13 protein-coding genes and 2 tRNA genes are annotated in these 14,758 nt (G+C 71.2%); 14 read left to right on the top strand and 1 reads right to left on the bottom strand.

Translation table 11 applies throughout. From position 1 onward, the window contains the following. On the bottom strand, nt 1-1,623 hold a 1,623-nt coding region (locus tag VF647_15045), incomplete at its 3' end, for a hypothetical protein (protein HEX8453416.1). A gap of 261 nt (nt 1,624-1,884) precedes the next feature. Here VF647_15045 and hutI point away from each other — a divergent pair. The 14 genes from hutI (at nt 1,885) to VF647_14975 (ending at nt 14,572) form a co-directional block, all read left to right on the top strand. Continuing rightward, nucleotides 1,885-3,159 (top strand): imidazolonepropionase, encoded by a 1,275-nt coding sequence (hutI, locus tag VF647_15040; GenBank protein HEX8453415.1) that lies wholly within the window; start codon nt 1,885-1,887, stop codon nt 3,157-3,159. A 507-nt stretch (nt 3,160-3,666) separates the two neighbouring features. Beyond that, nucleotides 3,667-5,766: a tetratricopeptide repeat protein gene (locus tag VF647_15035; GenBank protein HEX8453414.1), complete on the top strand. Its 2,100-nt coding sequence runs from the start codon at nt 3,667-3,669 to the stop codon at nt 5,764-5,766. Between the two features lie 62 nt (nt 5,767-5,828). Next, entirely contained in the window at nt 5,829-6,818 is a 990-nt protein-coding gene (locus VF647_15030; protein ID HEX8453413.1) for a polyprenyl synthetase family protein, read from the top strand. Between the two features lie 73 nt (nt 6,819-6,891). Continuing rightward, nucleotides 6,892-7,167 carry a hypothetical protein gene (locus tag VF647_15025; GenBank protein ID HEX8453412.1) on the top strand — a complete coding sequence of 92 codons (276 nt, stop codon included), beginning with the start codon at nt 6,892-6,894 and terminating at the stop codon, nt 7,165-7,167. A 176-nt stretch (nt 7,168-7,343) separates the two neighbouring features. Next, nucleotides 7,344-7,988 (top strand): YigZ family protein, encoded by a 645-nt coding sequence (locus VF647_15020; protein ID HEX8453411.1) that lies wholly within the window; start codon nt 7,344-7,346, stop codon nt 7,986-7,988. A gap of 163 nt (nt 7,989-8,151) precedes the next feature. Beyond that, entirely contained in the window at nt 8,152-8,520 is a 369-nt protein-coding gene (locus tag VF647_15015) for a Minf_1886 family protein (GenBank protein HEX8453410.1), read from the top strand. Between the two features lie 97 nt (nt 8,521-8,617). Further along, nucleotides 8,618-8,815, top strand: coding sequence for a hypothetical protein (locus VF647_15010; protein HEX8453409.1), 198 nt, complete (start codon nt 8,618-8,620; stop codon nt 8,813-8,815). A 17-nt stretch (nt 8,816-8,832) separates the two neighbouring features. Further along, on the top strand, nt 8,833-10,356 hold the full coding sequence (locus VF647_15005) for an NAD(P)H-hydrate dehydratase (protein ID HEX8453408.1): 1,524 nt from the start codon (nt 8,833-8,835) through the stop codon (nt 10,354-10,356). Nucleotides 10,357-10,714: 358 nt separating this feature from the next. Beyond that, nucleotides 10,715-11,992, top strand: a complete 1,278-nt coding sequence (gene eno, locus VF647_15000; GenBank protein HEX8453407.1) for a phosphopyruvate hydratase — start codon at nt 10,715-10,717, stop codon at nt 11,990-11,992. Next, the gene (locus VF647_14995) at nt 11,983-12,303 is read left to right on the top strand and encodes a septum formation initiator family protein (protein HEX8453406.1); all 321 of its coding nucleotides are present in this window, start codon (nt 11,983-11,985) and stop codon (nt 12,301-12,303) included. The genes eno and VF647_14995 overlap by 10 nt, the downstream gene beginning before the upstream one ends. Before the next feature lie 37 nt (nt 12,304-12,340). Beyond that, nucleotides 12,341-12,414, top strand: a tRNA-Met gene (locus VF647_14990). Between the two features lie 44 nt (nt 12,415-12,458). Next, nucleotides 12,459-12,532 (top strand) — tRNA-Met (locus tag VF647_14985). Between the two features lie 134 nt (nt 12,533-12,666). Continuing rightward, nucleotides 12,667-14,298, top strand: coding sequence for an AMP-binding protein (locus tag VF647_14980; GenBank protein HEX8453405.1), 1,632 nt, complete (start codon nt 12,667-12,669; stop codon nt 14,296-14,298). Further along, on the top strand, nt 14,291-14,572 hold the full coding sequence (locus tag VF647_14975) for an acyl carrier protein (protein HEX8453404.1): 282 nt from the start codon (nt 14,291-14,293) through the stop codon (nt 14,570-14,572). The genes VF647_14980 and VF647_14975 overlap by 8 nt, the downstream gene beginning before the upstream one ends. Nucleotides 14,573-14,758 lie beyond the last annotated feature (186 nt).

Below are 14,758 nucleotides of genomic sequence, written 5' to 3'. Positions count from 1 at the left end.
CGGGAGGTTGCGCGGGAGCTCCAGGTCGAGCGAGCGGAAGATGGAGGCGATGGCGAGCGCCGCATCCTCGATCGACCTCACCAGCACGCCGCGCTCGTCCGCCCACGCGGCCAGCGCCTCCTCGTCGAAGACGTGCCGCGGAAGGCCGTATACGTGCCCCAGCGTGCCGCAGGTGACCAGCGCGTCCTGGTAGATACGGTACGCCGTCAGGTGGTCGCTGCCGGGGACGATGTAGCGGCTGATGTCGTTGTCCTGCTGGCGGAGCATGCGGTGCAGCGAGTCGATGGAGGCCATCGCGGCCACCAGCGGCACCATGTGCTCCTCCGCCTGCACCAGCAGCTCGCCCCACGGGCGGTCCACCGGCAGGACCTCGACCTTGCGGCCATAGTCCGTGAGGCGGTTGTTGGCGATGAGGCCGCGCTTCGTGAGCGTCTCCACCGCGCGGCGGTAGGCGATGCGGTCGAGGGGGACGGGAAGGTCCAGCTCGTCCGCGCGGACGCCCATGTCGGCGCACGTCATCGCCACGCGCTCGGGGTCGCCGGCGAGCTGGAAGTTGGGCGCGGTGGGGCGCAGCGAGCCGAAGTCGATCTCGCGCTCGCTGAGGATCCACACCTCGCCGTTCTCCACGCGCCCGTGCACGCGCCCCGCCATCTGCAGGATCTCGTTGTTCCCCAGCGGCTTGCGCGTCAGCACGCTGCGGCCCTTTTCCACCAGCGTGGTGAACTGCGCGTCCTCGATGACCACCGTGTCCAGCCTGCGGATGTTGAGGGCGGACTGCCCGGCGGCGGTCATGGAGAGGATGAAGGGGTGCGGCGCGCCCTCGCCTTCCAGGAACGGCCGCAGCTTCGCGACGGGCTCGCCGCCGTGGTAGAACTCGGTGAGCATCTCCGGATAGCGCTCCGCCACCGCCTTCACCACCTGCTCCGTCCCTGCGCGCGTGGGCACGAAGACGGCGACGCCTCGCTTCTCCTTGCGCACGTGCCGCATGAAGCGGTCGCCGAGGAAGGCGCCGGGATTCAGCGTGTTGGAGACGCGCACCGTGGCCGCGCGCTCGGGATCGAAGGCGGAGCTTTCGATTACGGCGGCGGAGCTGAGGTAGTCCTTGTAGAACGTGGGATCGACGGTCGCGGAGAGCCAGACGAAGCGGCACCCGGCGCGCTTGGCGAGCGCCAGGCACAGCTCCAGCTCGGCCGAGGTCTGGTGGATCTCGTCGACCACCACCACGTCGTTGCGGTCGATCAGGTTGTCCTGCAGCCAGCGCCGCGCGATGCCCGTCGTGACGATGACGACGTTCCAGGTCGGCGTCTCCGGTGTGGCCTCACGCTCGCGGTTGACGACACCCACGCGCAGATCGGGCCCGACGACCGCTTCGGCGATGGGACGAATGGCGAGCGTCTTCCCCGTGCCCGTGCCCGCGACGATGCCGAAGCCCGAGCCGGCCGCCGCCAGCTCTCGGATCTCGCCGCCGTGCTCGCGGTTGATGATGGTCTCGACGCCGGTGAGCTGCACGCCTAGCTCGATGGTCTCGCAGGCGGCGCGGGTGGGCGCGAAGACGACGACGCGTCCCTCGGGGGGGCGCCCCGGATAGCGTTCCGAAGGGGGTGTCGTCGAAACCTGGACCATGGATCACCGGACGTTGGGATGGGCTGGTTGACGCGGCGCGAGGGGCCGGGCCAGTATGTCGAGATGAGGCGCACGAGCAAGAACCCAGCCAATTTCGGGTCCGGACGCAAGCGACGCGCGCCAGAGAAGATGGCCTCACACAGAGCCACAGAGGGGCACTGAAAGAACAACGGAGACGGTCTCCGTGCTCTTGCCCTTTGTTCTCTGTGGCTCAGCGTGAGGCTCTTTTCTCCTCCTCAAACGGTATTCGCCAGGGCGCCGATGACCCGTTCGTTCGATACCATCCTGTTTACCGGCGCCGCCGAGGTCGCGGTTTGCTCGGGGCCGTCACGCCAATCAGAGGACGCGGACCCCACCGCCACCGTGCGAGGCGCGGCCGTCGCGGTGGCGGGTGGGCGCATCGCGGAGGTCGGCCCGGAGGCGGAGCTGCGCGCGCGCTACCCCGGCGCGGCGGAGGTGGACTGCGCCGGGGGCACGCTGACGCCGGGGCTGGTGGATTCGCATACGCACGCCGTCTTCGGCCGCTGGCGCACGGAGGAGTACGCGCTCCGCTGTCAGGGCGTGCCGTACATGGAGATCGCGCGGCGCGGCGGCGGGATCAACGCATCGGTGCGCGACCTCCGCTCGCGCAGCGAGGACGAGCTGGTGGAGCTCGCCCTCCCGCGCCTGCGCGACCTGCTGGCGAACGGAATCACGACCGCCGAGGTGAAGAGCGGCTACGGTTTGTCCACCGAGGACGAGCTGAAGACGCTGCGCGCGATCCGCCGCCTTGCGTCCATGCAGCCGATCGAGCTGGTCCCGACCTTCCTCGGCGCTCACGAGGTGCCGCCGGAGTACCGCGAGCGGCGCGACGCCTACGTGGACCTGCTGGTGGAGGAGATGATTCCGGCGGTGGCGGAGGCGGAGCTGGCGCGCTTCTGCGACGTGTTCATGGAGCCGGGCGTCTTCGATCGCGCACAGAGCGAGCGGATTCTGCGCGCGGGACTCGACCACGGGCTGCGCCCCAAGATCCACGCGGACGAGCTGGAGGGGAGCGGCGGCGCCGAGCTGGCCGTGGAGCTGGGCGCCGCATCCGCCGACCACCTAGGCGACGTGTCGGAGGCGGGGATCGCGGCGCTGGCCGGGTCGCGCACGGTGGCGACGCTCCTCCCTGCGACGCTCTTCTTCCTGGGCCGACCCAAGTTCGCCCCCGCCCGCGCGCTGCTGGATGCGGGCGCGACCGTGGCGCTGGCGACGGACTTCAATCCTGGCTCCTCGCCCACACCGAGTCTCCCCTTCGTGATGACGGCCGCGTGCTCGCGGATGGGGATGTCGCCCGCCGAGTCGCTCCGCGCCGCCACCGCCGGCGGTGCCGCGGCGCTCGAGCTCACGGATGGCCGCGGGACCCTCACGCCCGGCGCCCCGGCCGACCTGGTGCTCTGGAGCTGCGGGTCGGCGGGGGAGATCCCGTACCGGCTGGCGGCGCCGGTGGTGGAGGGGGTGTGGAAGGCGGGGGTGCGGGTGGTGGGGGGGGAGCTGGTGCAGTCCGGCGGTTGAAACCGCTGCAACGACCGCGGGAAGCCTGCCTTCGCAGGCTCCGGGCGGCGGGCATAAGCGCCGCGTGGAGTGCCGGGGGATAAATCCCCCGGCTGGAACTACGGGAAGGCGGCTGAAGCCGACTCGGCAATCGCGGATCTCGCCCTCGAGTCCGCGGAGGCGGAGGTGTGTGATTCCAACCGTGGATTCATTCGCTTCTGGATGCGGGCGTCGGCGCATCGCATGGCACGGGCAGCCACGTAGGGCGGCCCCTACGGGATCTGTGTCGAAGGCGGAGGTCAGGGGTGGGCGCGATGAATCGCGCCCTACGGGTGCGGCGCAGGGACCGGGGGATACGGGCGGGATCTCGCCCGCGAGTCCGCGAAGGCGGACTTTGTGCCGTCGTAGCCGCGACTTCAGTCGCCGGGCCGGGCCGGGCCGAGCCAGTTGGCAAACCCTTGCGCCGCGCGCTATCTTCGCCGGTCGCACGTATCACGTTTCGTAGCAGGAATCTCCCGCCCCGGGCTCATGGCGAACATCGGAAAGCTGAGGGACCAGGCTCGCGCCTATGAGCAGCGGGACCAGTGGCGCGAAGCCATCGGCGCGTACCGCCAGATCCTGGAGAGCCCCGAGGGCGGCGAGGTCGACATCGCCCTGTGGAATCGCATCGGCGACATGCACCTCCGCCTCAACGAGACGGACAGGGCGGTGGAGGCGTACGAGGCGGCCGTCAGCGCGTACGTCGAGGTGGGGCTGTACAACAACGCCATCGCGCTCTGCCGCAAGATCCTGCGGCTGGTGCCGGGGCGCATCAACACCTACCGGCGCCTGGGGCAGATCAGCGCGGCGAAGGGGTTTCTGGCGGACGCGCGCCAGAACTTCCTGGAGTACGCGGACCGGATGCGCCGCGCCGGGAAGCTCAAGGAGTCGTTCGAGGGACTCAAGGAGTTCGCGGACCTCTCGCCCGACGACACCGAGGTCCGCCGCCTCCTCGCCGACCAGCTCCTGGCGCACGGCCAGCGCAACGAGGCGGTGGTGCAGCTGCGCACCCTGCTCGGCCCGCTCATCCGCCGCGGCGACGAGGAGGCGGCGGATGCGGTGCGCGCGCAGATCCGCGAGATCGACGCACTCGCCAGCATCGAGCCGCTGGCGCAGGCCACCGAGGCGGCCGCGTCCGACGACTTCGACGTGTACGACGGCGGCAAGGTCCGGGTCGCCGGGCCCGCCGCTCCAGAGCCGCCCGAATCGCCCGCCGGCTTCGAGATCGGCGCGGCCATCGACGGGGACGACGAGCCGGTGGAGCTGCCGTCGATCGAGGGGCTGGAGGTCTCGATGGACTTCAGCCGCCCCGACGCCGCGCCCGCGCCGGTGGAGGAAGAGCCGCGCGAGGAGGAGGACGACCTCCCCCTGCTCGACTTCGACGCGGCGCCGGATCCGGCCGCGTACGGCGAAGTCAGCCTGCAGGTGCCGGACGAGGAGGACGACGAACCACTTCCGCTGATCGACGACGAGGACGAGGATGCGCTCCCGATGCTGGACGTGGGGAGCGACTTCGGCGCGGTGGAGCTGCCGGCGTTCGAGCCGGAGCCCGCGCCGCCCGCGCCCGACAGGCTGGAGCAGCTCCGCTCGCGCGTGGCGACGAATCCCGAGGACGCGGAGGCGCGCGACGCGCTGATCGACCTCCTCCACGAGCGCGGCGCGCACGACGAGGTGCCGCGCATCCTGGACGAGGCGCACCGGGCGCTCGCGGCGCAGGGGCTCTTTCGCGAAGCGGTCGGGCCGATCTCGCAGCTCATCCGCCTCAACCCCGGCGAGGGACACCTCCTGCAGAAGCGGGTGGAGTACGCGTTCCGGTCCGGCGACCGCTCGGCGATGGTGGACGGGTACCTGGCGCTCGCCCGCTTCTTCGAGACGGGCGGCTCGCGGGACAAGGCGCGCGCCGTCTACGGGCGCGTGCTGGAGATAGAGGCGTACAACCCCGAGGCCCGCGGGGCGCTGGAGGCGATGGACGACGCCGCGCGCCGCGCCAGGGCCGCCGCGCCTCCGCCCCCGCCTCCGCCGCCCCCATCCGCCCCCGCGAACGAGTACGTGGACCTGGGCGCGCTCATCCTGGGCGACGAGGACGAGCGGGCACCGACCACGCGCTTCATCGTCGAAGAAAAGGAGCCCACAGGGGACGAGGACCGCGACTTCGCGGACATGCTGGCCCACTTCCGCCAGAAAGTCGCGGAGAACATCGAGGCGGAGGACTCCTCCAGCCACTACGACCTGGGGCTCGCCTTCAAGGAGATGGGGCTGATCGACGAGGCCATCGCCGAGTTCCAGGTGGCGCTGCGCGGCGGGGCCAACCCGCTGGCCACGCTGGAGGTGCTGGGGCAGTGCTTCGTGGAGAAGGGGCAGTACCCGGTGGCGAGCCGCGTGCTGGAGCGCGCACTGCGGCTTCCGGAGGTGGCCGACGCGGAGCTGGTGGGCGTGCTCTACCTCCTGGGCCGCAGCCACGAGGCGCTGGGGAACTCCGCGCAGGCGGTGGAGCTGTACGAGCGCGTCCTCTCGGTGGACATCCGCTTCCGCGACGCGGCGGCGCGCGCGGATGCGCTGCGGGGCGCCGGGCGGGCGACGGGTTTTTGACACCACCGTGCGCCGCGGTTAGGTTGCCGCGTTCCGGCAGGTAAATCCAGGCCTCCCATGGCATGACGCTGCGCACGGCTCCGCCCCGCCTTTCCGACGTCCAGGCCCCCATCCGCGAACGGCTCGACGCCGTGGTGGACGAGATCCGGCGCATCGTCGTCTCGGACTTCGCTCCCCTGGAGGAGGTCAACGCGTACCTCGCCAAGATCCGCGGGAAGCTCTTCCGCCCGGGGCTCCTCCTGCTGTGCGACGAGCTGGAGGGGCGCCCCTCCGCGCGCGCGGAGACGCTGGCGGCCATCGTGGAGCTGGTGCACCTCGCCACGCTGGTGCACGACGACGCGGTGGACCACTCGGTGCTGCGCCGCGGAATGCCCACGGTCAACGCCCTCTGGAGCCACCAGGTCGCCATCATCATGGGCGACTACCTGTACTCGCGCTCCATCACCGAGATCACGCGGCTGGGCGAGATCGAGCCGATCCGCGTGCTGGCCGACGCGGCCAACGCGATGACGGTGGGGGAGATGCGGCAGCTCTCCTCGCACGACGCGCTGGACTTCGGCGAGGCGGACTACTACCGGCTGATCGACAGCAAGACGGCCTCGCTGATGGCGGCCGCGTGCGAGCTGGGCGCGCTTACGGGCGCGCCGGAGCACCGCGAGCAGCTGCGCACCTTTGGGCGCGAGCTGGGGCTCGCCTTCCAGATCGCGGACGACCTGCTGGACTACACGGCCGACTCGGAGCAGACGGGGAAGCCGAGCGGGCTGGACCTGCGCGAGCACAAAGTTACGCTCCCGCTGATCGCCATCCTGCCGCGCCTTTCCGCGGCCGAAAGGGCGGAGGTGGAGGAGCTCTTTGGCGCCGCTGAGCCCACGGACGAGCAGATCGCGCGGGTGGTGGAGCTGGTGGGGGCGCACGGCGGGCTGGACTACGCGCGCAGTGCGGCGCTGGAGTGCGCGGCGCGCGCGGAGGAGGCGCTGGAGGGGCTGCCGGAGGGTCCGGCGCTCGACGCGCTGCGGGCGAGCATCGCCCACGCGGTGGAGCGGCGCCGTTGACGGCACCGCATTTGCCAGCGTGGGCGCGGGGTCCGAGTGGTGCAACCGTTCACGGGGGTCGGGGAGAGGTGAGATGAACGTGGTGACACGCCGGCGCGCGGGGCGCCTGCTCCTGGTGGTGCTGATGGGGATGATCCTGGGAGCCCTCCTCTCGGAGCTGGTCGTCCGCTTCACGCCGGACAGCACGGCGCGAACCTTTTTCACCACGTCCGTATCGGCCGCCTTCGGGCCGCTGGTGGTGGACCTGGTGGCGTTCGGCATCACGCTCGGTCCCGTGGTGTTCCGCCTCGACTTCATGAGCGTGCTCGGCGTGCTGGTGGTTGCCCTCGCCGCGCGCACCTGGCTGTAGCCCACCAGGTTTGATCTTTCAGGAAGCGCGCGAGCCACGGTTCGCGCGCTTCCTGTTTCACGGAACTGCATGTCTCACGCGGAGGCGCGGAGACGCGGAGAGAGAACAGCGGAGGAGGCTGCTTTATCTTCTTTTCTCTTCCGCGTCTCCGCGCCTCCGCGTGAGGCCTTTTCTTTATGGATGCTGACTCGTTCCTGACCTTGGCGGGCGAAGGCACGGCCCAGACCCGCGTCAAAGGCTCCACCTTTTTCGCCCTGGCGGCACCGGCGGCGGACGAGGCGGAGGCGCGCGCGCGCCTGGCGGCAAGGGAGCGCGAGATGTGGGACGCCACGCACCACTGCAACGCGTGGAGGATGCGCGGCGAGGTCCATCGCGCCAACGACGCGGGGGAGCCCTCCGGCAGCGCCGGCGCGCCGATCCTGGCCGCCATCGACGGCGCGGGGGTCACGGACTGCATCGTGATCGTCACCCGCTACTACGGCGGCACCAAGCTGGGCGTGGGCGGACTGGTGCGCGCCTATGGGGACGCCGCCGCGGAAGCGCTCGCCGTTGCGCCGCGCCGCGTGGGGACGGTCGCAGTGCGCCTGGCGCTGCGCTATCCGTACGAGCACACCTCGGCGGTGATGCCGGCGCTGGAGCGGGCCGGCGCCGCGGAGGTGGAGCACGGGTACGCCCCCGAGGGCGATGCGGGGACGGTGGAGATGAGCGTCCCCGCGGGGGCGGAAGCCACGCTCCGCGAAGAGCTTACGGAAACCACCGCGGGCGCCGTCGCACCCCTCGCCGTCGGACAGCGCGTGCTCTTTCGGAACGCGGGCAGTTGAGCGGCGTATTCATCTGACGTTCCCGCGGACGGCGGCCACATCCACCGCCGCCCGCCGCCGTGCGGGGAAGCCCCGCCCGTTCCGCCGGCCGCGTCCGCGTCCGGCACGGCATCGCCCTGAGGGAGAGTCGCGCATGGAGGGATCCGTGTTGGCGGAACCCATCATGGACCGCTTGCGGAAGCAATTCCCGGCGTACCACGACACCGCTTACCTCTTCGTCCTCGCCGCCCTCCACTTCACCATCGAGCGGGTGGGGGAGGCGCGCCACATCAGCGGCCGCGAGCTGGCCGAGGGGTGCCGCGACCTGGCGCTGGAGAGATACGGCCTCATGGCCCGCCACGTCCTGGAGTTCTGGGGGATCCGCGGCACGCGCGACTTCGGCGAGATCGTCTTCGCCCTGGTGGAGTGCGGCGTCCTGGTGAAGCAGGACGGCGACTCGCCCGGGGAGTTCGACGGGGTGTTCTGCTTCGCGGAAGCCTTCGAGAACAACTACCCCTGGCGTCCCTGCCGCCCCCTGCTGGCCGCGTCGTAGCCCTGGAACAGGCCTTGCGGCGCCGTTTTGGGGTCCCGCAGGGGCGGGGCAGGCGCCGGTCGAGGTGGGGGGTAAACGCAAGGGGAGGGGGTGCGCCATGACGGACGTCCGCGAGTATCCGCAGTGCCAGAAGTGCAACGCAGGTCTGCTGGTTCCCCTGTCGGACTACGGCCGCGACGGCGCGCCGATCACCTACAAGGCCTGGGTCTGCACGAACCCGGAGTGCGGCTTCAACATCCGCATCGACAATGGCGAGATCAGCTTCGGCCGCACCATCGGCCAGAGCTACAAGTAGCGCCCGTCTCCTCACACATGCCCACACCATTCTTCACCGGCGCGCGCATCCCCGTGCTCGCCGCGGACGAGATGCGCGCGTGGGATGCGCTCTCCATCCGCCAGGTGGGGATCGCCGAAGCGGTGCTGATGGAATCTGCGGGCCGCTCCGCCGCCGCCATCGTGCAGCGTCTCTACCCCGCGGGACGGATCGTCGCGGTCGTCGGCGCCGGCAACAACGGAGGCGATGCGCTGGTCGTCGCGCGCACGCTGCGCGCGTGGGGGCGTGAGGTGGTGGCCATCTCCGTGGGCAAGCGCCCGCCCGACCTCTCGCTCCTGCACGGCTGGGAGATGGAGATCCGTCCCGCGGACGAGCTGTCCGCCGCGCTGGCCGGGGCCGCCGTGGTGGTCGATGGTCTGCTCGGCACCGGCGCGCGCGGCGCTCCCCGCGAGCCCGAAGCCGCCGCCATTGACGCGATCGGGCGCAGCGGTGTCCCCGTGGTGGCGCTGGATGGTCCTTCGGGGATCGACCTGACCACCGGCGCCGCGCCGGGACCCGCGATCCGCGCCGCCGTCACCGTCACCTTTGGCGGTCCCAAGCGCGGGCTCCTCCTCTTCCCCGGCCGCGAGCACGCGGGGAGGATCGTGGCGGTGGAGATCGGCTTCGCGCCGCTGGCCGACGCGGGCGCGGAGCTGATCACCCCCGCCTGGGCCGCGCATCACCTACCCGCCGTTCCGGCCAACGCGCACAAGGGGCGGATGGGGCGCGTTCTGATCGTGGCGGGGAGGCGGGGGATGGCGGGCGCGGCGGTGCTGGCGGGGATGGGTGCGCTGCGGGCGGGCGCCGGCTACGCGATCCTGGTCTCGCCGGACGACAACCGCGCGATCATCCAGGTCTCGCTCCCCGAAGCCCTCTTCCTCGATCGCGCCTCGCTCCCCGACGACTTCTCGGATGCCGATGCCGTGGTCGCGGGTCCCGGAATGGGCACCGACGAGGGCTCGCTCGCTCTCCTGCGCCGCCTCGCCCGCGGCGCCGCGCCCCTCCTCCTCGACGCCGACGCTCTCACCCTCCTCGCCAAGAACCCCGCACTCCGCGACGAAGTCGAGCGCCCGCTCCTCCTGACGCCGCACCCCGGCGAGATGGGACGCCTCCTGGACCGCCCCGTCTCCGCCATTACCGCCGACCCTTTCGCCGCCGCCGCCGAAGCCGCCGAGCGATTCCGCTGCACCGTGCTCCTCAAGGGCGCCCCCTCGCTCGTCGCGGAAGCGGGCGCTCCGACGCTGGTCAACGTCGCCGGCCACTCCGGCATCGCCACCGGCGGCATGGGTGACGTGCTCAGCGGGGTCGCCGGCGCCTTCCTCGCCGTCGGCGCCGCGCCGCGCAATGCGGCCGCGCTGGCCCTCTTCCACGCCGGCCGCGCCGCCGAGATCGCGGGGCGGGGCAGGGGCCTGATCCCGCGCGATGTGGCCGATGCGTTGCCGTCCGCGTTGTGCGAAGCGCCTGCGGAGGAGAGCGATCTGGGGTTGCCGGGGGTAACGTTGGATCTGCAGCCGGCGCGATAAGGCGGGCGGCGGTGCCGGGGCGGGCACGGGCAGCCACGTGGGGCGGCCCCTACGGGGTTTGGGTGCGAATCGCAGGGTTCGCGGTGGGGGAAAGGGTGGGCAGACACGCAGGTCTGCCCCTACCGGGGATCGGTGTGCGGTGCGGGCGTCGGGGTGGCGGCGGGCACGGGCGCGATGAATCGCGCCCCTACGGGATCTGTGCATCGCACACGGAGTTCTCCCCCTCACCCGCCCTGCGCCCCCGCAGGCGGGGGAGGGGGTCGGGGGGAGGGGGCCCTCCGTTGACAGCTTCCCCCTCCGTCCCTACGTTCCGCCGCGCTTCCCAAAGACCATTCCAGCAGAACCACTTCCGGCATCCATGGCGACCATCCAGAAGATCCGCGCGCGGGAGATCCTCGACTCGCGCGGCAATCCGACCGTCGAAGCCGACGTCGTGCTTTCCTCGGGCGCGTTCGGGCGCGCGGCGGTGCCCAGCGGCGCGTCTACCGGCGAGCACGAGGCCGTGGAGCTGCGCGACGGCGACAAGGGGCGGTACCTGGGGAAGGGCGTGCGCGGCGCCGTCGCCAACGTGAACGGCGAGATCGCCGAGGCGCTTCACGGGATGGACGCCTTCGACCAGACCGGGATCGACCGCGCGATGATCGCGCTGGACGACACGCCCAACAAGGGCCGCCTGGGCGCCAACGCGCTCCTCGCCGTCTCGCTGGCCGCCGCCCGCGCCGCCGCGGCCGACTGCCGACTCCCGCTCTACCGCTACCTGGGCGGCCCGCTGGCCAACGTCCTTCCCGTGCCGATGATGAACATCCTCAACGGCGGGGCGCACGCGGCCAACAACGTGGACTTCCAGGAGTTCATGGTGATGCCGGTGGGGGCCAACTCCTTCTCCGAAGGGCTGCGCATGGGGACGGAGATCTTCCACGCGCTCAAGAAGGTGCTCACGAGCCAGAAGAAGTCCACCGGCGTGGGCGACGAGGGCGGCTTCGCGCCGGACCTGGCGAGCAACGAGGAAGCGCTCGACGTGATCCTCACCGCCATCGAGCAGGCGGGCTACCACGCCGGCGACGACGTGGTGCTCGCGCTGGACGTGGCCGCATCCGAGCTCCACCGCGACGGCGCGTACGTCTTCCACAAGTCGACCAACGAGCGCCGCACCTCGCAGGAGATGGTGAGCTTCTACGCGGAGTGGGCCGAGCGCTACCCCATCCGCTCCATCGAGGACGCGCTGGACGAGAACGACTGGGATGGGTGGAAGCTGCTGACCGACGCCATCGGCAAGAAGGCGCAGCTGGTGGGCGACGACCTCTTCGTGACCAACACCGAGCGGCTGGCGCGGGGGATCGAGCAGGGGATCGCCAACTGTATCCTCATCAAGGTCAACCAGATCGGCACCCTCACCGAGACGCTGGAGGCGATCGAGATGGCGCGCGGCGCCGGCTACCGCGCCGTCATGAGCCACCGCTCGGGCGAGACGGAAGACACCTTCATCGCCGACCTGGCGGTGGCGACGGGGGTGGGGCAGATCAAGACGGGGAGCGCGTCGCGTACGGACCGCGTGGCCAAGTACAACCAGCTCCTCCGCATCGAGGAAGAGCTCGGCTCGGCCGCCCGCTACCCCGGAAGGACGCTGTGGCGCTGAGCCCGCGCGCGGCGCGCCGCCTGCTGGCCGGAGGCGCGCTCGCGGTGGCCGGATACTACGCCCTCTGGGGGGGCGAGTACTCCGCGTGGGACCTGGTGCGCCTGCGCCGCGAGCGCGCCGCCGCCGAGGAGCAGCTCGCGGCTACGCGCGCCGGGGTGGACTCGCTCCGCCAGCTTTCCGTGCGGCTGGAGCGGCAGGATTCGGCGGTGGAGCGCATCGCGCGGGAGCGGTTCGGGATGATCCGCGACGGCGAGCTGCTGTACCGCTTCGTCCCCGTGGACTCGGCAGCGAAGGCGCCCGCGGGGCCTTGACGGTAGCGGCCTTCGACGGTACATTGGGTGCACTGATCGCGGGGTGGAGCAGCCTGGTAGCTCGTCGGGCTCATAACCCGAAGGTCGCGGGTTCAAATCCCGCCCCCGCTATGCCCGACCGGAGGGCCGGTCCTCACGGACCGGCCCTTCGCAGTGGCAGGGTAGCTCAGCTGGTTAGAGCGTACGACTCATAATCGTAAGGTCGGGGGTTCGAGCCCCCCCCCTGCTACTTATACAGAAGGCCAGCACTGACGCGGACTTTCGCGGGTGCTGGCCTTTCTTTGAATAGCGACTACGAGCAGGGCCCGCTCGGACTCTTTCAGGCCTTCATTGCCGAGATCTACCAAACCGCTGCTGAGCTGGTTGGAACGTCCGGCCGCGGATCGCGGAATCCGTTTCGCCCAGGCGGACGGGGAGTGGCGCTTCTACCCCTACGAGCAGGTAGGGATGATGACGCGCGAGGCCGCCCATGGGCTGGCGCAGCACGGTGTTCGGCCGGGAGACGTGGTCACGCTGATCGGCGAGACGGGCCCCGAGTTCATCGCGGCCTTCTTTGGTGCGCTCGCCATCGGCGCTACTCCGTCGCCGGCCGCGCCGCCGATGATCTTCAAGGAGCTGGACCGCTACCGGGAGCACCTGGCCCGCGTTCTGGACGCGACGCGCCCCACCCTGATCGTGGCCGGCGAAGGGGTTGCCGGTGCGGTCGAGAGCGTCGGCGGGGGTTCTTCCGCGGTGGTGGAGCTGCCGGCGCTGTTCGGCCGGGGTGGCGAGCTCACCCCCTGGAGCGCACGCGCAGACGAGATCGCGCTCCTCCAGCTCACCTCCGGCAGCACCGGCGCGGCGCGCGCCGTCTCCATCTCCCACACCGCACTCACGACCAACGCCGCGGCACTCAGCCGCTGGCTCGGCATCGCCCCGGGCAGCGCGTGGGCGTCGTGGCTCCCGCTGCACCACGACATGGGGCTCGTAGGAGGGATGATCGCTCCGGTCGTATACGAGACCGATCTCTGGCTTATGCGGCCGGAGCAGTTCGTCCGCGACCCGCTCGGCTACCTGCGGTGCTTCGGAACGTTTGGAGCCCGGTTGAGCGCTACGCCACCCTTTGCGCTGGACCTCATCGCGCGCAGGGTGCCGGCCGATGCGCTGGAGGGGATGGACTTCTCAGGGGTGGAAGGGATCGTCGTAGGCGCCGAGCGCATCTCACCGGGCACTCTGGAGCGGTTCCATGCGCTGCTCGGCCCTTTCGGGCTGCGCCGGGAGGCGCTCCTTCCCGCGTACGGACTCGCGGAAGCAACGCTGGCCGTCTCCGGCGTGCCGCGGGGAAGAGGGTGGCAGGCCACGGTCGTCGACTCCGCTTCGCTCGCCCTGGGGCGCCGCATCCGCCCCCCTGAAGCCGGGGTGGACGGAACCGCGGTGGTCGGATGCGGGTTGCCGCTCGACGGCGTGTCCGTGTCGGTCGTGGACGAGGACCTCGTCCCGGTCGGCGAGGGGCGGGTGGGCGAGATCGTGGTGCGAGGCGCGTCGCTCGCCAGCGGATTGGCGGGCGACGCTCCGGCCTCGCTCACCCGTCTGGCCGATGGGGAGCTGCGCACGGGAGACGCGGGCTTCATCGCCGACGGCCAGCTCTTCGTCATCGGCAGGCTGGGCGACAGCATCAAAGTGCGCGGGCAGGCGGTGTTCAGCGAGGATCTGGAAACGGCCCTCGCGGAGATGGGCGCCGGCCGCCAGCAAGTCGCGGTGCTGCTGGGAGTGCTCGAAGGATTGCCCACCGTGGTCCTGCTGAGCGAGGATGCGGATCACGATTGGCGAAGCTCCGCGGCCGCGCTTCTCAGGCGCCAGGCCGGAGGCGCCCGGGTCACCTGTTTGAACGTGCCAAGAGGCACCATCACCCGCACGTCGAGCGGAAAGCCGAGGCGGCGCACGCTGTGGCAATCGTTCGTGGAAGGCACCCTCACCGCCGCACCTGACCGGCACCCGGAGGACGCGATTGCCTGACGCAGGGGACCTGGCCACGATGGAAGTGGAACGGGAGAAGGTGCGGGACGGTGTACGTTCGATCGTGGCCCGCCTGGCTCCGGAGCCGGGCGCCTGCGAAGCCGGCACCCGGCTGGTGGAGGATCTGGCATACGACTCCCTCGCGCTGCTGGAGCTGGCCTTCGCGGTGGAGGAGGCGTTTGCCCTGAAGCCCATGGACGTGCTGAGCGCGTCGATGATCCGCACGGTCGGAGACCTCGAATCGTACGTACTGAGAGAGCTGCGGCTCGTCTGAGCCGCCCGTAAGAGTGCCCGCCGCGCCTAGCGCGCGGGCCGGGCCGCGCGGATTTCCTCCAGCGTCTGCGTTCTCGCCTTCACGATTCGCTGCAGCCGGCCGGCGGACTGGGCGCTGGAGTAGCGCATCAGCTCCTCGTACGTGATGCCCGACCGCTGTTCCGTGTGCAGGAGCGTGGCGTACTGG

Origin of the sequence: Longimicrobium sp., assembly GCA_036387335.1 — a bacterium.
Classification (GTDB): Bacteria; Gemmatimonadota; Gemmatimonadetes; order Longimicrobiales; family Longimicrobiaceae; genus Longimicrobium.
Note: the sequence above shows the minus strand (reverse complement) of the source record. Positions and strands in the feature narration are given on the sequence as shown.

Coding starts and splice junctions, on each gene's coding strand:
- hutI (HEX8453415.1), top strand. CDS start 1,885: ATGACCCGTTCGTTCGATACCATCCTGTTTACCGGCGCCGCCGAGGTC.
- VF647_15035 (HEX8453414.1), top strand. CDS start 3,667: ATGGCGAACATCGGAAAGCTGAGGGACCAGGCTCGCGCCTATGAGCAG.
- VF647_15030 (HEX8453413.1), top strand. CDS start 5,829: ATGACGCTGCGCACGGCTCCGCCCCGCCTTTCCGACGTCCAGGCCCCC.
- VF647_15025 (HEX8453412.1), top strand. CDS start 6,892: ATGAACGTGGTGACACGCCGGCGCGCGGGGCGCCTGCTCCTGGTGGTG.
- VF647_15020 (HEX8453411.1), top strand. CDS start 7,344: ATGGATGCTGACTCGTTCCTGACCTTGGCGGGCGAAGGCACGGCCCAG.
- VF647_15015 (HEX8453410.1), top strand. CDS start 8,152: ATGGACCGCTTGCGGAAGCAATTCCCGGCGTACCACGACACCGCTTAC.
- VF647_15010 (HEX8453409.1), top strand. CDS start 8,618: ATGACGGACGTCCGCGAGTATCCGCAGTGCCAGAAGTGCAACGCAGGT.
- VF647_15005 (HEX8453408.1), top strand. CDS start 8,833: ATGCCCACACCATTCTTCACCGGCGCGCGCATCCCCGTGCTCGCCGCG.
- eno (HEX8453407.1), top strand. CDS start 10,715: ATGGCGACCATCCAGAAGATCCGCGCGCGGGAGATCCTCGACTCGCGC.